This is a genomic window from Undibacterium sp. GW821-FHT11B02 (assembly GCF_058808955.1).
In genome coordinates, this window is sequence record NZ_JBXASD010000001.1 from 34,043 (window position 1) to 58,198 (window position 24,156).

General features: G+C 51.1%; 26 protein-coding genes. 11 read left to right on the top strand and 15 right to left on the bottom strand.

Translation table 11 applies throughout. From position 1 onward, the window contains the following. Window positions 1-91 precede the first annotated feature (91 nt). On the bottom strand, window positions 92-1,909 hold the full coding sequence (gene glmS, locus AC1RVX_RS00120) for a glutamine--fructose-6-phosphate transaminase (isomerizing) (RefSeq protein WP_493214556.1): 1,818 nt from the start codon (window positions 1,907-1,909) through the stop codon (window positions 92-94). 155 nt (window positions 1,910-2,064) lie between these two features. Between glmS and AC1RVX_RS00125 the strand changes: the two genes are divergently transcribed. Beyond that, a complete protein-coding gene (locus AC1RVX_RS00125; protein WP_493214557.1) occupies window positions 2,065-2,526 on the top strand; it encodes an Lrp/AsnC family transcriptional regulator in 462 nt (153 codons plus the stop codon). A 6-nt stretch (window positions 2,527-2,532) separates the two neighbouring features. Here AC1RVX_RS00125 and AC1RVX_RS00130 read toward each other — a convergent pair whose 3' ends face one another. The 3 genes from AC1RVX_RS00130 to AC1RVX_RS00140 form a co-directional block, all read right to left on the bottom strand. Continuing rightward, window positions 2,533-3,351, bottom strand: coding sequence for a substrate-binding periplasmic protein (locus AC1RVX_RS00130; RefSeq protein WP_493214558.1), 819 nt, complete (start codon window positions 3,349-3,351; stop codon window positions 2,533-2,535). A 95-nt stretch (window positions 3,352-3,446) separates the two neighbouring features. After that, window positions 3,447-4,265 carry a substrate-binding periplasmic protein gene (locus AC1RVX_RS00135; RefSeq protein ID WP_493214559.1) on the bottom strand — a complete coding sequence of 273 codons (819 nt, stop codon included), beginning with the start codon at window positions 4,263-4,265 and terminating at the stop codon, window positions 3,447-3,449. Between the two features lie 130 nt (window positions 4,266-4,395). Further along, window positions 4,396-5,082, bottom strand: coding sequence for a Crp/Fnr family transcriptional regulator (locus AC1RVX_RS00140; protein WP_493214560.1), 687 nt, complete (start codon window positions 5,080-5,082; stop codon window positions 4,396-4,398). Window positions 5,083-5,397: 315 nt separating this feature from the next. On the opposite strand from AC1RVX_RS00140, the gene AC1RVX_RS00145 reads away from it, so the two are divergent. From AC1RVX_RS00145 to AC1RVX_RS00155, 3 genes are read left to right on the top strand one after another with little or no spacing between them, the layout of a single operon-like run. Continuing rightward, window positions 5,398-5,976, top strand: a complete 579-nt coding sequence (locus tag AC1RVX_RS00145; RefSeq protein ID WP_493214561.1) for an HD domain-containing protein — start codon at window positions 5,398-5,400, stop codon at window positions 5,974-5,976. Between the two features lie 27 nt (window positions 5,977-6,003). Continuing rightward, on the top strand, window positions 6,004-6,759 hold the full coding sequence (locus AC1RVX_RS00150) for a class II aldolase/adducin family protein (RefSeq protein ID WP_493214562.1): 756 nt from the start codon (window positions 6,004-6,006) through the stop codon (window positions 6,757-6,759). Beyond that, window positions 6,756-7,574 carry an SDR family oxidoreductase gene (locus AC1RVX_RS00155; protein ID WP_493214563.1) on the top strand — a complete coding sequence of 273 codons (819 nt, stop codon included), beginning with the start codon at window positions 6,756-6,758 and terminating at the stop codon, window positions 7,572-7,574. The genes AC1RVX_RS00150 and AC1RVX_RS00155 overlap by 4 nt, the downstream gene beginning before the upstream one ends. 71 nt (window positions 7,575-7,645) lie before the next feature. On the opposite strand, the gene AC1RVX_RS00160 is transcribed toward AC1RVX_RS00155, so the two are convergent. Further along, complete coding sequence (locus tag AC1RVX_RS00160; RefSeq protein ID WP_493214564.1) at window positions 7,646-8,695, bottom strand: porin; 1,050 nt, start codon at window positions 8,693-8,695, stop codon at window positions 7,646-7,648. A gap of 397 nt (window positions 8,696-9,092) precedes the next feature. Here AC1RVX_RS00160 and AC1RVX_RS00165 point away from each other — a divergent pair, with 397 nt between their 5' ends. Beyond that, the gene (locus tag AC1RVX_RS00165) at window positions 9,093-9,839 is read left to right on the top strand and encodes a hypothetical protein (protein ID WP_493214565.1); all 747 of its coding nucleotides are present in this window, start codon (window positions 9,093-9,095) and stop codon (window positions 9,837-9,839) included. Between the two features lie 102 nt (window positions 9,840-9,941). Here AC1RVX_RS00165 and glmU read toward each other — a convergent pair whose 3' ends face one another. After that, entirely contained in the window at window positions 9,942-11,306 is a 1,365-nt protein-coding gene (gene glmU / locus AC1RVX_RS00170) for a bifunctional UDP-N-acetylglucosamine diphosphorylase/glucosamine-1-phosphate N-acetyltransferase GlmU (protein WP_493214566.1), read from the bottom strand. 217 nt (window positions 11,307-11,523) lie between these two features. On the opposite strand from glmU, the gene AC1RVX_RS00175 reads away from it, so the two are divergent. The 6 genes from AC1RVX_RS00175 to AC1RVX_RS00200 all read left to right on the top strand — a co-directional run bounded on the left by AC1RVX_RS00175 (window position 11,524) and on the right by AC1RVX_RS00200 (window position 18,212). Then, window positions 11,524-12,165, top strand: a complete 642-nt coding sequence (locus tag AC1RVX_RS00175; RefSeq protein ID WP_493214567.1) for a PepSY-associated TM helix domain-containing protein — start codon at window positions 11,524-11,526, stop codon at window positions 12,163-12,165. Between the two features lie 37 nt (window positions 12,166-12,202). After that, window positions 12,203-12,721, top strand: coding sequence for a DUF2271 domain-containing protein (locus tag AC1RVX_RS00180; protein ID WP_493214568.1), 519 nt, complete (start codon window positions 12,203-12,205; stop codon window positions 12,719-12,721). A 19-nt stretch (window positions 12,722-12,740) separates the two neighbouring features. Next, window positions 12,741-13,550: a DUF4198 domain-containing protein gene (locus AC1RVX_RS00185; protein ID WP_493214569.1), complete on the top strand. Its 810-nt coding sequence runs from the start codon at window positions 12,741-12,743 to the stop codon at window positions 13,548-13,550. A gap of 23 nt (window positions 13,551-13,573) precedes the next feature. Next, the gene (locus AC1RVX_RS00190; protein WP_493214570.1) at window positions 13,574-14,581 is read left to right on the top strand and encodes an FAD:protein FMN transferase; all 1,008 of its coding nucleotides are present in this window, start codon (window positions 13,574-13,576) and stop codon (window positions 14,579-14,581) included. An 11-nt stretch (window positions 14,582-14,592) separates the two neighbouring features. Continuing rightward, entirely contained in the window at window positions 14,593-16,071 is a 1,479-nt protein-coding gene (locus AC1RVX_RS00195) for a sulfite reductase subunit alpha (protein WP_493214571.1), read from the top strand. Between the two features lie 221 nt (window positions 16,072-16,292). Beyond that, on the top strand, window positions 16,293-18,212 hold the full coding sequence (locus AC1RVX_RS00200; RefSeq protein WP_493214572.1) for a M64 family metallopeptidase: 1,920 nt from the start codon (window positions 16,293-16,295) through the stop codon (window positions 18,210-18,212). Window positions 18,213-18,232: 20 nt separating this feature from the next. Here the strand turns inward: AC1RVX_RS00200 and AC1RVX_RS00205 are convergent, their stop codons facing one another. From AC1RVX_RS00205 to AC1RVX_RS00245, 9 genes are all read right to left on the bottom strand, one after another. Further along, window positions 18,233-18,670, bottom strand: coding sequence for a nuclear transport factor 2 family protein (locus AC1RVX_RS00205; RefSeq protein ID WP_493214573.1), 438 nt, complete (start codon window positions 18,668-18,670; stop codon window positions 18,233-18,235). A 6-nt stretch (window positions 18,671-18,676) separates the two neighbouring features. Continuing rightward, window positions 18,677-19,315 (bottom strand): SGNH/GDSL hydrolase family protein, encoded by a 639-nt coding sequence (locus AC1RVX_RS00210; protein WP_493214574.1) that lies wholly within the window; start codon window positions 19,313-19,315, stop codon window positions 18,677-18,679. 13 nt (window positions 19,316-19,328) lie between these two features. Then, complete coding sequence (locus tag AC1RVX_RS00215; protein WP_493214575.1) at window positions 19,329-19,670, bottom strand: zinc ribbon domain-containing protein YjdM; 342 nt, start codon at window positions 19,668-19,670, stop codon at window positions 19,329-19,331. Window positions 19,671-19,815: 145 nt separating this feature from the next. Next, complete coding sequence (locus tag AC1RVX_RS00220) at window positions 19,816-20,250, bottom strand: GNAT family N-acetyltransferase (RefSeq protein ID WP_493214576.1); 435 nt, start codon at window positions 20,248-20,250, stop codon at window positions 19,816-19,818. Further along, on the bottom strand, window positions 20,247-20,747 hold the full coding sequence (locus tag AC1RVX_RS00225; protein WP_493214577.1) for a DinB family protein: 501 nt from the start codon (window positions 20,745-20,747) through the stop codon (window positions 20,247-20,249). The genes AC1RVX_RS00220 and AC1RVX_RS00225 overlap by 4 nt, the downstream gene beginning before the upstream one ends. 115 nt (window positions 20,748-20,862) lie before the next feature. Further along, the gene (locus AC1RVX_RS00230; protein WP_493214578.1) at window positions 20,863-21,336 is read right to left on the bottom strand and encodes a VOC family protein; all 474 of its coding nucleotides are present in this window, start codon (window positions 21,334-21,336) and stop codon (window positions 20,863-20,865) included. Window positions 21,337-21,414: 78 nt separating this feature from the next. After that, window positions 21,415-23,115 carry a patatin-like phospholipase family protein gene (locus tag AC1RVX_RS00235; RefSeq protein ID WP_493214579.1) on the bottom strand — a complete coding sequence of 567 codons (1,701 nt, stop codon included), beginning with the start codon at window positions 23,113-23,115 and terminating at the stop codon, window positions 21,415-21,417. Window positions 23,116-23,295: 180 nt separating this feature from the next. Next, window positions 23,296-23,592 (bottom strand): cupin domain-containing protein, encoded by a 297-nt coding sequence (locus AC1RVX_RS00240; RefSeq protein ID WP_493214580.1) that lies wholly within the window; start codon window positions 23,590-23,592, stop codon window positions 23,296-23,298. 9 nt (window positions 23,593-23,601) lie between these two features. Then, window positions 23,602-23,835 (bottom strand): hypothetical protein, encoded by a 234-nt coding sequence (locus AC1RVX_RS00245; RefSeq protein WP_493214581.1) that lies wholly within the window; start codon window positions 23,833-23,835, stop codon window positions 23,602-23,604. Window positions 23,836-24,156 lie beyond the last annotated feature (321 nt).

A 24,156-nucleotide genomic window follows, 5' to 3' on the forward strand; every position in this document is an offset into this window, starting at 1 on the left:
CAAAGTAAAGTGAGATTCCCAAGTCGGCCCGACCAACTTTATTCGGGCCCGACCAACTTTATTTGCTCTAGTCATAACTCAATGCCCTGCCCTATTCAACCGTCACACTTTTTGCCAGGTTACGTGGCTTGTCAACATCCGTCCCCCGCGCCAATGCCGTGTGGTAGGCCAGCAATTGCAGCGGCACCACGTGCAATATGGGTGACAGTTGGCCGTAATGTTCTGGCAGGCGGATGACGTGTACGCCTTCGCTGGAGGTGATGCGGGAGTCGGCGTCGGCGAAGACGTAGAGTTCGCCGCCACGGGCGCGGACTTCTTGCATGTTGGATTTGAGTTTTTCTATCAGGGTGTCGTTGGGGGCGACGGTGACGACGGGCATTTCTTTGGTGACCAGGGCCAGGGGGCCGTGTTTGAGTTCACCAGCGGGATAGGCTTCGGCGTGGATGTAGGAAATCTCTTTAAGTTTTAATGCACCTTCGAGGGCGATGGGGTAATGCAGGCCGCGACCAAGGAAGAGTGCGTTTTCTTTGCGGGCGAATTCTTCTGCCCAGGCAATGATTTGTGGTTCCAGTGCCAGCACGGCGCTGATGGCGACGGGCAGGTGGCGCAGGGCGCGTATGTGTTCTGCTTCATCGGCATCACTCAAGCGGCCTCTGCTTTGTGCCAGTGACAGTGCCAGCAGGAAGAGTGCTGCCAGTTGTGTGGTGAAGGCCTTGGTGGAGGCGACGCCCACTTCTACACCGGCATGGGTGATGTATGCCAAAGCGCATTCACGCACCATGGCGCTGGTGGCGACGTTGCAGACTGTCAGTGTGTGCAGCATGCCCAGGCTGCGTGCATGTTTTAAGGCGGCCAGGGTATCTGCTGTCTCACCACTTTGCGAGATGGTGACGACGAGTGAATTGGGGTTGGGCACGCTTTCGCGGTAGCGGTATTCGCTGGCGATTTCTACATTAACGGGGATTTTGGCTATCGCTTCTATCCAGTATTTGGCAGTCAGGCCAGCGTAATAGCTGGTGCCGCAGGCCAGTATCAATACTGAGTCGATTTGCTTGAAGACTTTGTAGGCACCGTCGCCAAACAGTTCGGGCATGATGCTGATGACGCCTTCCAGCGTGTCGGCAATGGCGCGGGGTTGCTCGAAGATTTCTTTTTGCATGTAGTGGCGGTAAGGGCCGAGCTCTGCTGCGCCGCTGTGGGCGTGTACGGTTTTTACTTCGCGCTGTACCGATTTGCCTTCGCTATCGACTATCCATACTTTTTGCAATTGCAGGTCTACGACATCGCCCTCTTCCAGATAGATGATCTGGTCTGTGGTGCCAGCGAGCGCCATGGCGTCGGATGCGAGGAAGTTTTCGCCCTGGCCAACGCCGACGATGAGGGGGGAACCCTGGCGTGCGCCGACGACGCGATGAGGTTCGTCGCGGCAAAACACGGCGATGGCAAATGCACCTGTCAGGCGTTTGATGGCGATTTGCACGGTCTCAAACAGGTCGCCGCTGTACAGGTGATCGATGAGGTGGGCGATGACTTCGGTGTCGGTCTGGCTTTCAAAGACATAACCAGCCTGTGTCAGTTCGGCACGCAGTTCTTCATGGTTTTCTATGATGCCGTTGTGCACGAGGGCGATGCGGTCACGCGAGAAATGCGGGTGGGCATTGGATGATGACGGTGCACCATGGGTGGCCCAGCGGGTGTGCGCAATGCCGGTGAAGCCAGCCAGACCGGACTGGTCTATCTGTGCCTGCAAGTCGGCCACGCGGGATGTGCTGCGTGAGCGTTGCAAATGGCCATCTACATGCAGTGCCACGCCGCAAGAGTCATAGCCACGGTATTCAAGCCGTTTTAAACCTTCGAGCAAAACCGGGGTGATATTGCGTTGAGCAACTGCGCCGACGATACCGCACATAATGACCTCTGATAAAGAATGAATATGTGTTCATGCTAAAGCAGATGGCGTGATGTTTTCTTTCAAAATTTAAGTATTATTGAAATTTAATGAATATCAATTTCACATTTGAACTATTATTTCATTTATTAATACTTTAAGAAATAATTAGCCATATGTTTACTCTGGATGAGCTGGACAAGCGTATTTTGCAACAATTGCAAAAGGATGCATCGCTGACCAATCACGAGCTGGCTTTGCGGGTGCATGCGTCGCCCCCCACCTGCTTGCGTCGCGTCAAGCGGCTGACTGACGAAGGTATTATTGCCCGCCAGGTGGCGATACTGGATACGGCCAAGCTGGGGGCAGGTTTGACGGCGATTGTGGAAATTACCCTTGATCATCAGGCGACAGAAAAACTGCTGGAATTTGAACAACTGGTGGCGCAGGAAATGGCGGTGCAGCAATGTTACCGCGTGTCGCCTGGGCCGGACTTTGTGCTGGTGATACAGGTGGCGGATATGGCGGCTTACCATGCACTGGCGCACCGGCTGTTTGCCACCCATGCCAATGTGCGTAATGTACGCAGCTTTTTTTCTGTTTTGCGCAGTAAGTTTGAAACCGGCATTGCGCTATAACAGGGGTCAGCGCGGACGTATGCTTTCCTTCAAGATGCTGGCGGGGTAATAACGCGTGAAGCCCTTCCAGACCATACCGGATTTGGCGACTTGCTCAAGCAAGTCTTTCAACGCTGCCTTATCTTCATTGTTCAATGATTTATTTGAAATATAGGCACCGCTGTCACCCCAGGGCAATTCCGGGATAGGTTCGACGCGCAGCTTGCCGAGCAGGTCTTGCACGCGCACATCGTCCATCATGACACCAGCAAGTATGGAAGGTGCCATGATGGTGATGTCTGCAACGCCTGCCTTTAGCAGACGCGCGACGGAAAGTGGATCAGCATCAAAAACCAATCGCCCCTGTTTGCCCAATTGCCTGATCAGGTCCTGGTAGGCTGGGCCGTAGTCAAAACCACGCACCAATACGACTTTCAAGTCTTTTTTATCCAGCAGTTCTTGCGCCGAGGTAATGGCAGGGCGACTGCTGTCAATAGAAATCAGGGTGGCCCGGTTATAGGTCATAGGAATAAAAATGCCACGTTCGTCACGCTTGGGCGTTCTGCTGGCAGGGATCAGCAGGTCGGCCCGTCCGGTTTCAAACATCAATTCCAGTCTTGCCCTGGGTACGGCGGTCAGGGCAAATTTGCAGGTGTCATTAAGACTACGCAAGATGTCGGGATAGATGCCTTCAAGCTTCTCGCCTTTGATCATGACACTGCGCCCGGTAGCAGCGACAGGCACATTGATAACGCGTGAACAGGTCGCCAGGGTCTGAGCTCCCACAACACTTAAGCCACAGAACAACAGGACACGCAATAGTGTAGTATTTCTTTGAAAGGTCATTAATATGTTGGCCAATTTCTTTATTACATTGCGTCAATTACATTGCGTCAATTACATTGCGTCTCAAAAAAACAGTAACGCCCCTTTGTCGCTTTCTAGCGAGGACGGTTTCCTTCTTTTAACACCTCTGGCTTGTAATAGCGTAAAAATCCTTTCCACACCATGCCAGAACGTGCTGCACGTTCCATCAAATCCTGTAATGCATTGCGGTCTTCCGGGGTCAGCGTTTTTTTGGACAGGTACACACCGCTGTCGCCCCAGGGCAGTTCAGGGATAGCTTCAAAACGCAATTTCTCGGATAAATCCTCCACCCTGGCATCGCCTTGCACGGCACCGACAAAAATATAAGGTGCCATTATAGTCAGATCAGCCACGTTAGCTTTCAGTACCCGTGCGACGGAAACGGCATCCGTTTCCACAATCAATCTGCCCTGCCGGCTTAGTTCAGCCAAAATGGCTTGATAAGCTTCGCCATAGTCATAGCCACGTACCACAGCAACTTTCAAATTTTTTTGCTCCAGCAATTCTTGCTGGTTATGTATGGTGGTACGGGCAGACTGCAGTGAAATCAGCGTGGCGCGGGTATAGATCAGCGGTACGAAAATGCCAAACTCATCTCTTTTTGGTGTGCGTATGGCTGGGAAAAGCACGTCAGCCTGGCCATTTTCAAACATCAGTTCCAAACGCGCACGCGGCACCGCTGAAAATTGAAACTGGCAGGTTTCTTTGGATGAGAGACTACGAAAGATATCAGGATAAATACCGGTGATATTGTCGCCATTGACGATTACACTAAATCCCAGAGGGGCAACAGGTGCATTAATGATACGTGAGCAGGCAGCCTGAGCATGTAGATAAAATTGGCTCAGGAACAAAATCAGCACGACACGCAAAGCATGGGACTTTGTTAGCATACTCACCAAGTTTCACTTTGACAGAACTTACACAAAACCACCTCAGTTGTGTTGCGTAAGTCCTTTTTATATATACACGATAGACCAAAAAACCACTTCACTACAAGCAACATTTCAATTTGAAAAGTGATTATTTGTCACATAAAGCAGATAATTTGTTTTCCATCAGAATTTCTATCTTGCCATAAGCCAGTCTGATCAAACCGTTCAACCTGAAAAATCTGAGTTCTTTAGAGAGGGTTTGGCGGGTTATACCAAGCATCATCGCCAGCGATTCCTGCGTTACTTTCACCAGGGCGTGTTCATCGGCCTGGCAGTTGGCAACATCTGCCAGCAATATCAGGCGTCGGGCCACCCTGGCCCTGACCGAACGCAGGCCACCGTCTTCCACGATACCGTATAACAGGCGTATGCGTCTTGCCAGCATGCGTGCAATGGCTGCTGCAAAGGCTGTCCTTTGCATGAGAGCTGTGAAGGTGGCTGGTGGCAAGACCAGTAGTTCTACATCGCCCATCGCGGTTGCATCATGCGTACGCGGATGATTATCTATCAGGGAAATTTCTCCAAACCAGGTGGCAGCGTCCAAAATAATGAGTATGGCTTCGCGCCCGCCTTCACTGAGGGTAGACATTTTGACGCTACCGCTGACAACGGCATAAAACCCTGTAGGTATATCGCCCTTACGGAACAGCATTTCACCTGGACGCAAGCGCAAATGCTCACTTGCGACTACCATGGTCTTACGGTCTCTTGCAGGCAAAGCGGCAAACCAGGCATCACCCAGCAATATGTGCATTAATTTGTCGTCAGATGTCATCGCTGTGCAGGGTATCAAAGTAAAGACTGCTGAAACTTCAAATTGTAAAATATTTGACAGTTTAAGATGAAAACAACGTTGTAAGGTATCAGGACTTACACAAAATTGTCACAGCAAGGCTAACGCTGGAGGAAACTGCCCTTGTAAGGGCGGTCCGTTTCGTCGGTGGACAATGTATTGTCTGAAACCCCGGCGGCACCGTAGCAACGAAGACAGTACGCATAGTACGCGGCCCCTGGAAGAGGAGCTGCAACGCAGCTGGAGCGATTTTGCGCAAGTCCTATGTATGCAAGCATTTACTGAGGAGTAAGTAACATGCAACATCATGCTCAATTTGTCCGCATGGAGGACAGTACCAAAGAAGACTGGCAAGTCATCGGTGGTGAATTCATGCAATTTGCCCAGAACCTGCCAGATCGTGTCATCAAGCATTTGCGTTTATTGGAAGGAGACTACGGCGGTTTCCCTATAGACAGGTTCACCCATTCATTGCAAACAGCGACCCGCGCCATGCGTGATGGTCGTGATGATGAATATATCTGCTGCGCCCTGCTGCATGATATTGGCGATACCCTGGGTTCTTTTAACCACCCGGATATTGCCGCTGCCATACTGAAACCCTTTGTCACCGAAGACAATCTGTGGATGGTGCAGCACCATGGCATCTTTCAGGGGCATTACTTCTTTCATCACATAGGTATGGACCGGGATATGCGCGAGCAATTCCGTCAGCATCCGCACTTTGAACGTACGGCAGAATTCTGCGCCTTGTACGATAACCCTTCATTTGACGCGCATGCCGAGACATTTCCGCTGGTGGAATTTGAACCCATGCTGAAGCAATTGTTCAGCAAACCACGCAATACAATTTACAAAACCGCAGTCAGCGAATAAATCAGAAAAAATAACATAGGAGATAGCATGGACATACCCTCAATCAAGGATCAGGTCAGCGCAGAAGAATGGCAGTTGCGCGTTGACCTGGCTGCCTGTTACCGCCTGGTCGCTGTCTATGGCTGGAGTGATCTGGTGTTTACGCATATCAGTGCCCGCATCCCCGGCCCTGAGCACCATTTCCTGATTAACCCGTATGGCCTGATGTTTGATGAAATTACTGCTTCATCACTGGTCAAAGTGGATCAGCAGTGCAATAAGGTGATTGATTCGCCCTTCCCTGTCAATCCGGCGGGCTTTGTCATCCACAGTGCGGTGCATGCAGCACGTGAAGATGTGCAGTGCGTTTTGCATACACACACCCGTGCGGGGGTTGCCGTCAGCGCGCAAAAATGTGGTGTGCTGCCACTGTCACAGCAATCCACTTTTGTACTTGCATCGCTGGCTTATCATGATTATGAAGGTGTCGCTTTCAGGGAAGATGAAAAACCACGCTTGCAAGCTGACATGGGGCACGCCAACTTTTTGATGTTGCGCAACCATGGCTTGCTGACAGTTGGTAAATCGATCGCCGATGCCTTCCTGTCGATGTACACCTTCGAGGCCACTTGCCAGATACAACTGGCGGCACAGGCTGGCGGTGAGCTGATTCATGTCAATCCTTTGATCGTCAAAGGCGTGTCGGAAGCCATGCGGGTACAAACAGGTGGTTTGGGTGGTGCGTTTGTCTGGCCATCCCTGATACGCAAACTGGATCGTCTTGATGAAAGCTACAAAACATGAGCACACAACAAAAAGTCGTCATCATCACCGGCAGTTCAGATGGCATAGGTGCAGAGATGGCACGCCAGCTGGCTCGCACGTATGGCTCCAAGGTGGCGCTGGTGCTGGCCGCACGCAGTGAAGAAGGCTTGCAAAAAGTAGCTGCCCAATGCCAGGCGTTTGGTGCTGTCACACTGGTGGTGAAAACGGATGTCGGCATAGAATCCAGTTGCCGCCAATTGATTGACACTGCTGCCAAACAGTTTGGCAGTATCGATGTACTGATCAACAATGCAGGCAAGTCTGCACAGGCATTGTTTGGGGAGGTGGATAATCTTGGCTGGTATCAGGAACTGATGCAAATCAATCTTTGGGGCAGTATCTGGTGCACGCATGCTGCCCTGCCCCATCTGAAAAAATCCCGTGGTGCCATCGTTGCTGTTTCTTCGCTGGCGGGCCTGATCGGTGTACCTGGCCGTACCGCATACTGTACCACCAAGTTTGCCATGGCCGGTTTTTTTGAAAGCCTGCGTACAGAACTCCACGGTTCTGGGGTCACGGTAACGCTGGCTTATCCAGGCGTGGTTGCCACCCAGATCCGCTATCACGGTTATAACACGGCGGGCGATGCGGCTGGCAGCAGCGGCCTGAAAGAAGATAATGCCATGTCAGTAGAGGAATGTGCTGGTCTCATCATACGCGGCTATGAACGCGGCGATCGCAACGTGGTGATGACTTTCAAGGGTAAGCTGGCACGCTGGTTGAAATTAATCGCGCCAAGCCTGGTCGAAAAATTGGCGATGGCGGCATTAAAGAAAGAAGTCAGACCGCAATAGGTCAATGATATTTGCTACCAGCAAAAATGCCCTGAACTGCAATGACAGTTCAGGGCATTTATTTTTACAGATTAAAAACGGTGCTGGATACCTACCGTAGCAGATGTCTGGTTCGTTGCAAAACCAGCGTCATCACGTGATACACCAGTCAGCTTGTTATTGCTGGCCTTGGCATAGCCGGTGGCAACGTAGATGTCCGTGCGTTTTGACATCGCGTATTTGGCACGCAATGCCAGCAAGCCCGGGTCTGCATCTGCGCCTGGAGCCATATTCTTGATGTCCTGATAGTAGTACACACCTGTCAACGTCCACGCAGGGGCTACTGCATAATTGGCACCCAGCCACAGCATGTCACTGCGTTGATCCGCTGCACCACTTGCCATGGTTTTCTTGAAATTGCGGTAACCGGCAAACAGCTTGGCGTCACCCAGATCATACGTAGCACCCAGATGCAGGACCTTGGCCTGGTCGTAAGAACCGTTGGCAATCGGCGCGCTATTGTTTTGTTCGTAGGTGATGACCGCAGCCCATGGGCCATCAAATGCGCTGGCGGCCAGGATGTATTTGGCGTTGCCGGAAGTATTGCCAGCCACTTCACCAAACCCGTAAGTTGCCCCCAGTTTGAAACCTTTGCCGTCGAACTGATACTTCAGCAAATTGGATACGCCGGTCAACATGCCATCTTTGCGGTTGCCAGTGGCACCGGCAGAAGTTGCCCACGAATACTGCGGCGCATACCCCATAGGGTCAAATGGCAAAATAAAATCATAGGTAGTGCTATAAGAACGACCAGCAATGATGCGACCGAAATCACCTTGCAAACCCACATTCGCCTGGCGACCAAAGAGGTCACCGTCGGACGCGCCGGTATCAAGCAAGACACCACCTTCCAATTGCATGATGGCTTTCAGGCCATTGCCCAGGTCTTCGCTGCCACGCAAACCAAAGCGCGATGTATTCATGCCGCCGCTATTGAGTTTGAACTGACTGTTTTTGTTCGCGTCCGCATTATTGTTATAAGTGATATTGGCATCAATCAGGCCATAAACAGTCACATTTGTTTGCGCGTGCGCTGCACTTGCCATGCATACCAGCGTTGTGATGCCGAGTAGTTTTTTCATTGGTGGTCTCCTTTAGAAATTTTATTTTCAGACTACATGTCGTCATGTAGTCGAGATGGTGCTGATCTGTAATGTGCAATAAAAACAGTTCAATACGCCAGACCACATGCTAAGGAGTGGAAGCTTTCAGTTCCCTTTCTATGCGTGGATTTACCTGCCGCAGGACGATGGCTTGTTGTAAAAAAACCTTTCTCCGGAAGAAATGATTTTCCAGGTCAGGTCTGTTTTCTCTTTCCACTTGCGCCATTTTTTACAGGCTTCACACCATTTTCCTGCGCCTGGTCTCATACCGATGGTGGCTTGCCGCAGCACGGCTTAATCTGTCCCTGCAGTCACCCACAACGCGAAACAAACTTACGAAATTACTTAATTACTTAATTACTAAACGGAGCTAATCATGAAAAATATCACTTCTATCCTCAATAACACTGTTGCTAAAAAACTGGTGTTTGCAGCTGGCCTGGCGATCTTCTCCGCCAGCAATGCCATGGCTTTTTCGGAAACCGAATTCCGTACTGCAGTAAAACAACTGGTAGCCAGCCCCAACGTCAGTCAGGAGCAATATGTTGCCAATGCCGTCAGTACCTGGCTGAATCAGGATTACGTCAACTCAGTAGGACAGGCAGAAATTGACGCCGCACGGCAAGCCAACCAGCATGCTGCCATCAGCTTTAACGACATGCTGAAACAAGAACCAGGCAATCCCTTGCTGATGTCGTATGCAGGTGCCGCGACTGCCAAGTCTTCGCTGGAAAAGATTGCCATCAGTGATAAAACAAAGGCGCTGGAAAATGGTACCACCATGGTAGAGCAGGCGTTGCAACTGGCTGGCAACAGTCAGGCTATGCACGGTACAGTACCGGTCGCAATGGAAGTCCGTTTTGTGGCTGCCAGTACATTCCTGGCCGTGCCACCGGTAATGAACCGCAAGCAACAAGGTGAACAGTTATTGAATGAAGTGCTGGACGCCCAGCAGTTTGCCCAGACTGATCTGAACTTCCGTGGTGCCGTATGGTTACGTGCAGCGACACTGGCAATGGAACAGCAGCGTGCAGACGATGCTAAAAAGTATTTGAATGAAATCCTGAAAAACAATGCGCCGCAATCACGCAAAGCGACTGAACTGTTGCAAAAACTGTCCTGATCACTATCCTGATCACATCGGCACAGGAATGACAGTGCAATGAAGACATACCCAAGGCTTGCGGCCAACATGAGGGCCGCAAGCACACAGGTCAGCAAGATATTATTTCTTGATTTTCACCGGCCTTTGCCAGGAATCAATGGTCAATTGCTTGGGGCGGGATACCGTCAGTTTGCCAGCTGGTGCGTCCTTGGTCAGCGTAGTACCGGCACCCAATGTCGCGCCCTTGCCCACTCTCACCGGTGCCACCAGTTGGGAATCGCTGCCGATGAAGGCATCATCTTCGATGATGGTACGGCTTTTGTTGACGCCATCATAGTTACAGGTAATCGTACCAGCCCCGATATTCACGCGGCTGCCTATCGTGGCGTCGCCTATATAGGCCAGGTGATTAGCCTTGCTGTGTGCCGCAATCTGGCTATTTTTGACCTCGACGAAATTACCAATGTGTACATCCTCGGCCAACTCGGTACCAGGGCGCAGACGTGCATAAGGTCCTATCTGTGATTTAGCACCAACGACTGCATCATCAATATGGCAAAAGGCTTTCACCGCTGTACCCGCCGCAATGCGCGCATTCTGGATAACGCAGTTTGGCCCGATGCTGACACCGTCTTCCAGCACCACTTCACCAATAAATACACAACCAACGTCGATGCTGACATCGCGCCCACATTGCAGATGGCCGCGCACATCAATGCGGGCAGGGTCCAACAGGGTCACGCCCTGTTCCAGTAACTGGTGGGCGATATTGAGTTGATGGATTCTTTCCAGCTCTGCCAGTTGCACCTTGCTGTTGACACCCAGGGTTTCCCAGATTGCGTCCGGCTGCGCCGACACCACGTCGACACCGTTGGCAACTGCCATTGCAACGATATCGGTCAGATAATATTCACCCTGCGCATTATTGTTCGACAATTGGCCCAGCCAGGATTTCAAATGTGCAGTCGGTGCCAGCATGATGCCGGTATTGATTTCGGTAATCTGGCGTTCTGCCTCATTCGCATCTTTTTGTTCGACTATGCGTATGATGTTTCCATTGCCATTTTCCCTGACGATGCGTCCCAAGCCAGCAGGGTTGTCCATGTGTGCCGTCAAAATACCCAGCTTGTCATTACCTGCAACTGCCACCAGTCGCGCCAGACTGGCAGGCGTCGTCAATGGCACATCACCGTACAGAACCAGGGTGGGGACGCTGTCATCCAGTACCGGAATCGCCTGTGCTACAGCATGGCCGGTACCCAGTTGCGGTTCCTGGCGGGCAAAACGCAAGTCATCGGCGGCCACGGCTGTGGGCACTTGCTCACCACCATGTCCATAGATGACACAGATATTGCTGGCAAGCAGTTGACGGGCGGTATCGATGACATGGGACAGCAAGGGCTTACCGGCCAGCCCGTGCAAGACCTTGGGCAAGGAAGACTGCATGCGTTTGCCCATACCGGCAGCGAGAATGACGACGTTCATAATGGAGAGAAGAAGTGAATATCCTGAAAATTTTATCACGCGGCACCGACCAGCCCTTCCCTAAGCGCTTATCTGGATGAGTATTTGATTTTTCTTTAATTCCCCCGAGATACAAAAAAGTACAATTCAACGTAGTCCCCGATAGCTGACTCATGTACAATTGAGAATAATTATCATTTAGAATAACAAGTAATCCGCATCTTTTTTGACTTGCCACATGCCACCATCCAGTACTGATCCATTGCCGCTACAACAAAAAAGGGCCTTTTGGCTACGTCATCTGCATCAATGGCACTGGATCAGTTCGGCCATGTGTCTGATTGCCATGCTGTTGTTTGCGGCAACCGGTATTACCCTTAACCATTCATCCCAGATCGAAGCACAACCCGTAGTCAGCAAAAAGAACGGGCATTTGCCATCTGCCTTGCTGGATCAGTTGCTGGCGCTGAAAAACACTGATGATGCCTTGCTACCAAGTCCCGTGACAGACTGGCTGGGCCATGAACTGGACATCCACGTCAACGGGCAAATACCCGAATGGTCGCCAGAAGAAGTATATGTAGGCCTGCCCCGCCCCGGTGGCGACGCCTGGTTGCGTATCGCGCTGGATACTGGCGACATCGAATATGAACTGACCAGCCGTGGCTGGATCGCTTACTTCAACGATTTGCACAAAGGGCGCAATACCGGCACCGCATGGAACTGGTTTATTGATGCCTTTGCTGCTGCCTGCCTGATTTTTTGCATAACCGGATTGTTCCTGCTGAAAATGCATGCGACCAACCGGCCCAGTACCTGGCCGCTGGTGGTGGTTGGCATGGTCATCCCGTTTCTGCTTGCCCTGATGTTTATCCATTAGTTTATCCATAGATTGTTCATCATAAGGTTGTACTCCCATGCGTAATTTGCTCCCGTTTGCCATCACCAGCCTGCTCGGTGCCCAAACCATGAATGCCGTTGCGGCTGACTTGACACTGAAAGTGGAAGTACCGCGCCTGAACGTGGCGGAATACCACAAGCCCTACGTCGCCATCTGGCTGGAAAAACCGGACCAGACTTTTGCTGGCAACCTGTCGCTCTGGTATGACATGAAGAAGCGCGACAATGAAGGTACAAAATGGCTGAAAGATTTGCGTCAATGGTGGCGTCGCAGTGGTCGCGAATTACAGTTGCCAGTTGATGGTCTTAGCGGTGCCACCCGTACCACAGGCGAACACACCCTGAATTTTGCAGGTGACAAAGGTGCGCTGGCTAAACTGCCAACTGGCGATTACCAGCTCATCATCGAAGCGGCGCGCGAAGACGGTGGTCGTGAAGTCGTCAAAGTACCGTTCCAGTGGCAAGCCAAAGGCGAGCAAAACCTCAAGGCCCAAGGCAGTCATGAATTGGGTGCCATTACTGTGACCATCAAATAGACCAGGCGCAAGGATCATCATGAAAACTTTGAAAAAAATCGCCGTCTTCTCGGTACTGGCATGTGCAGTTTTCTCAGCACAGGCACACCGCGCCTTCCTGCTGCCGTCTTCCACGGTAGTCTCAGGTAATTCACCCTGGGTCACCATCGATGCTGCAGCTGCCAGTGATGTATTCTTTTTTGATCACATGCCTTTGAAGCTGGATAATCTATTCATCACTGCCCCTGACGGCACTGCGCTGAAACCAGAGAATGCCGGTACTGGCAAGTTCCGCAGCAGCTTTGATGTCCGCCTGACTCAAGCCGGCAGCTATAAAATGGGTATCGTCAATGAAGGGCTGATGGCCAGCTATAAAGAAGACGGTAAACTCAAGCGCTGGCGAGGCACGGCAGAAACTTTTGCCAAGGAAGTACCTGCCAATGCTGAAGAACTGCAAGTCACCCAACGCAGTGGCCGTATTGAAACCTTCGTCACCAATGGCAAACCCGGCGGCAAGGCATTGGAAATCATTGGCAGCGGACTGGAATTGAGTGGAGCTACCCATCCGAATGATTTGGTAGCGGGTGAAACGGCACAATTCCGTCTGCTGCTGGATGGTAAGCCAGCCGCCAAGGCCAGTGTGACCATCATCGCCGGAGGTATACGCTACCGTCAGAAGCTGGATGAAACAACTCTGGTTACCGATGGCGACGGCAAATTCAGTTTCACCTGGCCAACTGCTGGAATGTATTGGCTGGCAGCCGAAATCAAAGATGACAAACAGGTCAAACCACCTGCCAGGACCAGGGTTGCCAGCTACGTGGCGACGCTGGAAGTCTTGCCACAATAATCTGCAAAGCCAGGCATCCGTACATGCGTCGTGTTTTTATCCCGCTGGAAGCATCAGCACCATCAGTACCTGCAGCCGGGGTACACAGCCTGACGTTGACTGGCGCATCTATGGGAACCAGCTGGCATGTCCAGTTGCTGTCGGATGGCCAACACGAACCGGCAACACTGGAAACTGGTATACAGCAGGTGCTGGACCAGGTCGTCATGCAAATGAGTACCTGGGACCAGACATCTGATCTGTGTGCCTACAATCGCGCAAGTGCGGGCAGTTGGCAGCAATTGCCTGATGAATTTTTTAAGGTCGTCGATTACAGTCTGTATCTGTCGCAGCAAACTGCCGGGGCCTTCGACATCACTGCGGGAAAACTGGTTGACCTGTGGGGCTTTGGCCCGGCAGGCAAACGCGCTAGCACACCAGAACCACAAGAGATTCAGTTGGCTATGCAAGCAGGCAACTGGAAAGCCCTGACACTGGACCATATCGGTCGCCGCTTGCTGCAGCCAGGTGGCATTGCGCTTGATCTGTCATCGATTGCCAAGGGCTTTGCGGTTGACCAGGTGGCCCGCTTTCTTGAAACCCTGTCCATCAGCAGCTATCTGGTTGAACTCGGCGGCGAATTGCGCGGCCTGGGCATGAAGGCTGATCAGTCACCATGGTGGGTCGCTATCGAAAACCCAGCCAGTATGCAGACCATGGAGAATAAAAAAGAATACCTGGTGGCGCTGCATGCATTATCCGTTGCCACTTCTGGCGATTATCGTCAGTTCTTTGAACAGGACGGGCGGCATTATGCACATACGCTGGACCCACGCACTGGTTACCCGGTTGACAATGAACTTGCCTCAGTCACGGTATTGCATACCCAATGCATGGTGGCAGATGCCCTGGCCACTGCCCTGACCGTACTCGGTTGTGAAGCTGGCCTGGCGTATGCCAATCAACACCATATTGCGGCCCTGTTCTTGCAGCGTAATGGGCCACATCTGGAAGAAAAAATGAGTGCAGCCCTGACTGCCATGCTGGACTGATTAAATTATTGATGATGCGATTTCCTTCCCTGCGCCCGACTGGCATTCTGTGCCTGGTATTCACCCTGTTGTTTATCCTGAGTTTTTTCTGGCACGATGCCTTGCAACGTGATTTATCTGCCGTCTTGCTGTTGCTTGCTTATCTGAGTTTTTGTGTATGGATAGCGGTCAGACACAAAGATAAGCAGTCCAGCTCCATGCAGGGTTTCCCTGCTGAACTGCAGCGGCATGATAAGAACAGCATCCTGATCACCTATGCCAGTCAGACAGGCTACGCTGAACAGATCGCCCTTAAAACTGCTGCACATCTGCAAAAAGCCGGAATGGGAATTGCCGTCTGCGCGCTGGGTGCCATCCAGCCTGCCCAGCTGCAAAATGCACAACGTATGCTGTTTGTTGTCAGTACCACTGGTGAGGGTGATGCCCCTGATAATGCAGCAGTTTTTACCCGTCGCCTCATGAGCCAGGCACTGGATTTGTCGCATCTGAGTTTTTCTGTGCTGGCGCTGGGAGACCGCCATTATCAGCAATTCTGCGCTTTTGGACACCAGCTGGCCCATTGGCTGCGCCAGCAGAAGGCGCAATGCCTGTTCGACCTGATAGAGGTGGACAACGGCGATGAAGGTGCTTTGCGTCACTGGCAGCATTATCTGGGTGTCATCAGCGGCCATACCGACATATCAGACTGGAGCAGGCCCGGCTATCAGGACTGGATATTGACCGAAAGAGAATTGCTGAACCCCGGTAGTCTGGGTGGCCCGGTGTTTCGCATTGCCTGTCGTCCGGCTAATGGTGAACTGAATTGGGCGGCTGGTGACATCGCAGAAATTGAACCTCAACTTCCGACTGCTTCAGACGATGTGCATCACCCGGATAAAACTATCCCTTTGCCACACCGCGAATATTCGATTTCATCCATACCCACTGATGGCAAGCTGGAATTGCTGGTGCGCCAAATGCGTCGCCCGGATGGCAGTTTGGGCATAGGTTCAGGCTGGCTGACGGATTATGCGCAACTGGGGCAAACCCTGGGCCTGCGTTTGCGCGAGAACCGCAACTTCCATACACCATCACAGGATATTCCCCTGATCCTGATCGGCAACGGCACTGGCCTGGCTGGCCTGCGCGCGCATATCAAGACACGCGCAAGCAAACAACAACTGCGTAACTGGTTGTTTTTTGGTGAAAGACAGCAGGCATGTGACTATTTTCACCGCGATGAAATCCAGGCATGGCAGCAAACAGGTGTGCTATCCAGGCTGGACCTGTGTTTTTCCCGTGATCAGGCTGAACGCCGTTATGTGCAGCATGCCATGCTGGAACAGGCCACCGATATCCAGTCCTGGGTAGAGCAAGATGCCGCCATCCTGGTCTGCGGCAGCCTGCAAGGCATGGCAGAAGAAGTGCACGCCACCCTCATCCTCATCCTCGGTGCGGACCGACTGGAGCAAATAACAGAACAGCATCGCTATCGTCGCGATGTTTATTAACGACACAGCATCTTTTGTAGTCAAACTTGTATCATAATGCCATTTCCCGCTGACAAATGAATGCTTGAACGTGCAGGTAATGTGTCAAATCAAATTGAAGTGTTACGAATTATTGCTCTGTATTGTATTCAGCCGGAACTAGAGTTATACCAATAGGACTTACGCAAAAGAGTTGAGATTTCACCCCCTGCTGTTTTTATTTTATCTACTAGGCACACACCATGGCAGATGTCACCACACTATTGAATACCGGCCCCAGCAAAAGTCGCGTCGATATCGTGTTTGTCGCCGAAGGTTACACCACAGCTGAAAGAGACAAGTTTCTGACAGATGCCAAGAACTTTCTCAACAATATGTTGGGGGATGCCAATACCCGTTTGAATGCGCCGTTTTCTGTCTACAAAAACCTGTTCAATGCCAGTGCTATTTTTGTAGCTTCGGCACAATCCGGTACTGACCAGCCCAACAATAATATCAGCGTCAATACTTATTTTGATTCCACCCAGCACGGCAGTGATGGTCGCCTGCTGTACGGCGATTTTAGCAAGGTCACCAACTTTGTTTCCGGGGCGGTCGCCAGTGATGCGCATGAACTGACCGTGGTGCTGGTGAACACCAACCTGTATGGTGGTGCCGGTGGTTCTATCGCCTGGGCATCAGCTGGCAATATCGCGTCGGCAGAAGTGGTCTTGCACGAGATCGGTCACAGCTATGCCGGTCTGCAGGATGAATATGTAGATACTTCCATCGCCAGCAATTACCCGCTGACAGACCCTGGTTTCCTGGCCAGCCCGCATGTAACCGACTCATTGAGCCGCATCCCGTGGTCTGCCTGGTTAGGCTATAACGATGGCGAACTGGGTGTCGTCGGCACCTATGAGGGCGGCTATTACCGCGCCACAGGAATCTGGCGCGCCACGCAGGATTCCAAGATGAATCATTTGAACGTGCCTTTCAGCGCGCCGGAAAAAGAAGCGTTCGCCCTGAAATATTATCAGTCGATTGGGGATTACCTGTCGCTGAGCACGACCATCCCCGGTATTTACCAGCCCATCGTCCCTGATAGCAGTCTGCTGGCGTATACATGGAAAATCAACGGTACGACCGTCGACACCACTGACAAAAACTATTTTGATGCCTATGCCACCGGCGCCTACAAAACCGGTGCCAGCATGAGCCTGACGACCATAGACAATACCGGTTATATCCGCAAGAACCTGACCAGTACCCAGCAAGTGGAAAACGCGACACTGGACAAGTCTGTCATCAATGTCAGTGGCGTCAGCACGACACTGACTGGCAGTAACAGCATAGTCCAACTGGATGGCAGCAATAACACCATCTCGCTCAGCACACCTGATACCACACGCTTCGATTATATTGATGGTGGTGCGGGTACCGATGTCCTGCAAGTTAATGGGTCACTTAGCAAAGGCAGCACCTATTTCATCAACCAGATCACCGGTAGCACGGTCTTGCTGGGTTACCAGAGCAATGCTTACTGGGCCACGCATAATGTAGAGAAAATCCAGTTTTCTGACTTCATCGTCAACACTACCGTGTACGACGATGCACATACAATCAAGGCGGCAGAATTGAAATCGCTGGAAGAACTGTATGTTGCCTATTTCAATCGTGTGCCGGATGCCGATGGATTGGATTACTGGATCACCCAGTACAAATCCGGCATGTCATTCAAACAGATTGGTGATGCTTTTTTCATTGCAGCAGCCCAGTACCCGGCACAAACAGGTTATAGCGCCAATCTCAGCAATACCGATTTCATCAATACCATTTATAAAAATGCGATGGGCAGGACCGCTGGTGCAGATAGCGCTGGCCTGCAATACTGGCTGAATGAACTCGATACCGGTCTGCAAACCCGTGGTTCCATGGTGAGCGCGGTATTGGCAGGTGCACGCACTTACAAAGGTGATGCGACCTGGGGTTGGGTGGTAGATTTATTGGACAACAAGATCCTGGTTGCCAATCAGTTTGCCGTTGAATGGGGCCTGAACTACCTGACACCGGAAGCATCGATCACCAATGGCATCGCGATTGCATCTGCCGTCACCGCAACAGATACCAATGCCGCCATTGCCTTGATAGGTATCAGTAACGGGCAAATTCAATTCATTTGAAGCGGGCAGCCGACGGACCGCTAGCGGACAATACCACGATGTATCGCAGTCGAGCCATCACTCCAGAATACTTTTTGAACGATGGCATCGATGTACCACAAACCAACAATTTTTTGCAGGCCGAATTCGTACAGGCAATGGGTATGCAGGGTTGTACCTTCTGCATCCTGACGGTAAATCATGGTTGACACTTTGGCCCTGGCTGTATCACCCTCGACATCCATTTCGATATTGCCGCCAATATGGTGGGTCTTTAAATCCTGCAAGGCGATACGACGTAAATCCGCATAGCGCCGATTGCTCATCTGCTCTGGAGGTGTACCGCGCAAATCAGAATAATCCGTATACACCGATGGTGCCAGACAGGCGCACAGCGCATCCCAGTCTTTCAGATCAAAGCTGTTGGCAAATCTTGCCAGCACATTCTGTATCACCAACCAGTCTGGTTTCATATCCATAAAGACTTATTTCAACAGTGAAGAAACAACACCGACCAATTCCCAGCCCAGTATCAGATGCTGATCTGCATCCAGGTGCACGCCATCAAATTCACTGGCACTGACAACGCTGCCCGCATCGAAGAAATGGCAGCTGTTTGCAGCTGCGACTTCTTTATATGCTTCCGCCAGCCCCTGGCTTTTTTGCCCGCACCCAATAAATTTGGGAGCGATCGCCCCCTTGGGTGTACCTGGTGGGGGTGGTACAACGATCAGGATGGGCGGTATTTGCATGCCCGGCTCTATCGGTGCCTGGCGTATGGTATTGATGATGACAGCCAAGCCCTGTGCCGACATCCATGCATCAGTCTGATGCATGGACTGAAAATCATTGATACCCAGCATGATGACGACCAGTGACAGGGGTGTCAGCGTTTCAATGCGCTGCGCCAGTCCTTGTGATCCATTACGACCTGGTTTGAACGGATCATCCCAGACTGTGCGTCGCCCATTGAGGCAATCTTCAACCACACGCACATGATGATCGGCACTGTTCAGACCTATTTCCAGCACACCAGGCCAGCGCTCTTCAAAGGAAAGTCGCTTGCGTGTAGTGGGAATCAAGCCCCATGACAGAGAATCACCGTAGACCAGAATATGCCGCATGCAAAACTCCAGGTTAAACTTTTTTCAGGTAGCAGGCTTTCAACATGAAGTTACCCGCATCCATTTTGCAATCTACTTCATGGTCACCACCCACCAGTCGTATGCTCTTGACCTTGGTACCCATTTTCAAGGTAGTGGAAGAACCCTTGACCTTCAGGTCCTTGATCAACACTACTGCGTCACCATCGGCCAGCACGTTGCCGTTGGAATCCTTGACGATGCGTTCATCGTTATCATCTGCTGCGGCAGAGGCTTGCATGGGCCATTCATGACCACAATCGGCACAGACATAATTCTCCCCATCAGGATAAGTATTTTCCATGGTACAAACGGGACAGGCAGGAAAACTGGACATAAGCACTTTCATATTGCGTAGATTGGAAGTGACTAGTATATCCGATCACGACCGACGGTCCGGCAAAACCCATTTCCAGTAACTCTTTTGAGGGTGTCTTATGGATGTCTTGATTGCTGCCCCTTCATCATCGTGGCTGTACTCGTCAAAAACCAGGTTCTTTACATTCGAGCAAGACAAACAAGCCATCCGCACCATCGCCTTGCTGCAATTCCTGCCAGCCAAGACGACGGTAAAAAGCCATGCCTACCGTATTATTGAGCACGCATTTCAAACGCCAGGGGAAAGCCATATGTGCCTTCAAAAAGACCAGAAGTGCACATCCCAATCCCTGGTTTTGCGCGCGCGGATGAACATACAGATGATGAATATAGGAATTTTCAGGCTGTACTGCCAGCAATGCCAGCACCTGTTCTTGCGCATCCACCGCCACCCAGATCAGCTCATCTCGTGAGATGGCTGCAAATTCAGGAATTACCTCTGGCTGGCGTACCTGCCACGCTGCTTCGACGATGCAGTGGCGATAAATCTCCTGCAGTTGCGCTGCATCTGCCACTGTCGCCAGACGTATGTGAGTCAAGTTGCAGCAGGAGCTAGTTGGTGCATATAAACCGTCAAGGTATCCCTGGGTGGCTGCACACCAATCTGGAACAGGATGCGACCGGCGGCACCCCTGTGGTAATTACCATGTGTTGCTACATGCAGCAGCATTTCACCACGCGACATTTTGCCTGGTTTGCCATCGACAAAAGTGAAGCGGATATCTTCCCCAAAGCTGTTTTCTGATTGATCACCAATATAATGCAGGAACCATTGATCGGTCTTGCTGACACGTTGATACAGATCATCCAGCGCAGGCGTATCCGGTGTATTCAATGCCGTAAAGCCATGTGCTTTCCCTTGCAGATTGCCAGCAAAAATCTGATCGACAACATGGATATGATTCATTATGCGTATGGCATCATGCATCTCACGCGCATGCGCATCAGTGGACACCGTCGCCATCAGACGGTACAGATCCTGGTTGGCCCACGCCTTGTACTCAAACAAAGTCAGTAAAAGTTTTTTTGTCTGCATCAAGATTTCCTCAAATAAAGTAACAATGCCGCCCGACCTGATATGAGGTAAGCACGTCGCCCAACATTTTACCCTTACTTGCAGATTACACTGGCAATGAACAAAATGTACGGCGTCAGTTTCCCTGATAAGCCCTGTCCAGAGTAGCAATATCTATTTTCTTCATCTGCATCATCGCCATCATAACGCGCTGGGCTTTGACTGGATCTGGATCATTCAGGTAGGTGATCAATACCTGCGGTACGATTTGCCAGGAAACACCAAAGCGGTCATCAAGCCAGGCGCATTGATTTTCTACGCCGCCATCGAGCAGTTTTTCCCAGTAATAATCGACTTCTTGCTGCAATTCACAATTCACGACAAAGGAAATGGCAGGACTGAACTTGAAATGCGGGCCGCCGTTCAATGCGACGAATTCCTGTCCTTCCAGGACAAACTTGGCCGTCATGACCGTACCTTTTGGCATCGGTGCACCATCGCCATAACGGGAAATACTCAACATTTTCGAATCTTTGAAGATGCTGGTATAAAACTGCGCTGCCTCTTCAGCCTGCTGGTCAAACCAAAGAAATGGGGTAATTTTTTGCATGATGCCTGCTCCTGTTGAAGATAGTCACAATATGGTTTATGAACGCTTGCTCCAGATGATGAAACGAATGCTACTTCCCTACACCATTAATTTCATTTTCCTCAAATCCTTGCTGATGGCCTCGATGGCGTAGTCAATCATTTCCTGCCTCTTAAGTCTGAGAAATAATTTTGCACCGTAGCGTATCAAGGCATGATTGGTATCAAAATACTGGTCGACCAGATGATCAAGCAAGACATCCAGGCGGCTCTTCAGTTGCGCTGACAATTGGGTAAGATCGGTCTGGGAATAGACAGGCCATGGTGCTTCATAGCATTCCGTATCAGCGACGGCCACCAGTGGAATAATCGGCAGATATCGTTGTCCATCTTTTGATGTCTGTACATTGCCCTGAGCATCCCTGACACAATAGGTCTGGCGCTGTTCTTCTGTCCAATTGACAAACAGGGCATTTTTTTCTGGCAAAACAAAATGACAGCGTAAAAATTGCTGCATATTGCGCCGCCCCAGAAAATAATCATGCTTGCGGAAATCACGTTTCAAGAAGCCACCAAAGCCACCTAGCGAACCACAGGCAATGGGAAAAGCAGAGTCACCGCGCTTGGGTGCAATCAAGAACCGTGAAAATACTTCTTCATGCAAGGCCAGCATCAATTCATCCGGCTTGAACCGGGCCTGGTTTTTCAAAGCACCAAATAGCTTGAACATGGTTTTCACCAAATCAGGGGCTGGTTCTTCCGCTGGATCAAATGAAGAAATGCTGGGAAAAGGGTCGATCAGCAATACGGCCTTCTTGGCATCACCGCCATCGCGTTTGTTGCGACCGCCATTGCCACACAAAACATTACGCGCCAGTTCCAGCGGTTCATTATTCATCACGCCGCCATCCACACACTGGAACGGGTAATTGAATTCCTTGATCTGCGGTTTCCAATTGGCAGGTATCGGCTCTCCAGTAAAGCACTGGTGTGGGTGTTCAGTTTCCGGCGTCGGTACATCCCACAGGCGTGCACTGTAGACGTCTGGTGGTGCGTCCATCCGGATCACATGTTGCAGCGTACGTGGTGCCAAGCCAACCGGGAAGGCAGCAGATGCCAGGGCGGCCAATTTCAACCTCTCTGTTCGTTCATCATTCTTGCCAGCAGCAAATACTTGCCATGGCATGAGATAACGATCAGGCAAAGCTGTCTGAGGCTGGTCACTGAAGCGAAACTGCACGTAATCCGCATGCAGGGACATATCGTAACTCGCCCCAGCGCTACCCTGCAGGCCAAATGCATAGGGCACGCCGCGCAAATTGGTGACCGTGAGTATCAATTCAAAATTGTCGGCAACATAGGCGCGCTTCTGTTGTCTGGGCACCACATCCAGCCCGCTATCAGCAATGTCCCGCAATATGCTGGAATCCAGTACCGAAATAACCTTGCTGCCCTTGCCAGCCAGGTCACGGCTTTCCAGCAAGCTGGAAATATCGATCCTGTCTACCCAGGAATCAAACAATTTGTTCTTGCCCTGGTTATTTACCGCATCCTGTTCTGTGGCAATAGAAGGCTGATCCGACCCCAGATAGGCAGCGCCCAGGACGGCACTAATACTGCCCGCCGAAGCACCGGAAAATACCGACAACTTGACATCATGCGGCGGCACATTGCCTGCGGCCTTCGCCGCATACCATGCATCCAGCGCCACAACCATGAAATCGACAACACCTGCCGTATACGCACCTGCCGAAATTGCCCCTGCACCTACCAGACCGATTTCAAAAGTCTGATCATCCATTGCCTGTCCTTTTTAATAATATGCTGTGAGGATAAAATTATTATCAATGCAATAATCTTATCCATTTATTAAAAAAGCAAGACCAGAGATTCAAGTTTTTGAAAAAACTTTTCATGCAGGGTACGCACATACCTGATCGGCAAGAGCGCGCCTGATTTGGAAATTTGGGATATTGGGTGCTTACTGATCGATAATGACCAGCGTGCCCTGACTGCCAGCGGCGACAGCATGCGGTGTGTGTGCCGGCACCATATACAGTTCACCAGCACGTACTACTACCACGTCGCCATGAATTTGCAGATTCATCTGCCCATCCAGAACCAGCAAGGCTTCATCAAAATCATGACTTTCATCCGGGTAGGCATCGGCATTCATGCGCAACACCTTGATCTGCGCTGCCCCCACTTTACCCAGGATGGAAGAACGCCATGCCTGCCGTAAGCCAGCTGCTTCAGTAATCAATCTGATATGTGACATTATTCAAATTCACTTATCTGTCTTTTTTGCTGGTTGACCACCGGTCTGCACTTCGATGACATCCCTCTGCGCATCAGCCGCTTTTTGTACTGTATCTTCCACCTGTTTGGCTTTTTCCAGTTGCTTGCGCTGATCTTCCATGATCTTGATCGGTGGCGGTGCTTCCGGCGCAGGCGTGGAATCCTTGGCTTTGCCACAGGCACAAATAACACAGCAACTTAACAGTATAAGTAAAGCACGCATGGTAAGACTCCCAATTGACAATTCTGGCCACCCCAAGGCAAACCCGGACGGCAATATGGCATTCTAGCAATAATCACCGGACCAGAGCGCAGAAAAAGAAAATCCCGGAATCATCCGGGATAAAGGCGCAAGCAGCGCCGCCCACCAACTCGAGATAATCCCAACCGACGCCGTACATGACACGCTGAGAAATTCATTCAGCGGGATGCAGTACAAGGCCAACGTTAACCCTTGCACAGCAATACGTCGGTATTGCGAGCATTTGCAACGCCGCTATGCGCCCGCCAATTCGAGATAATCTCAACCGATGCCGTGCATGAC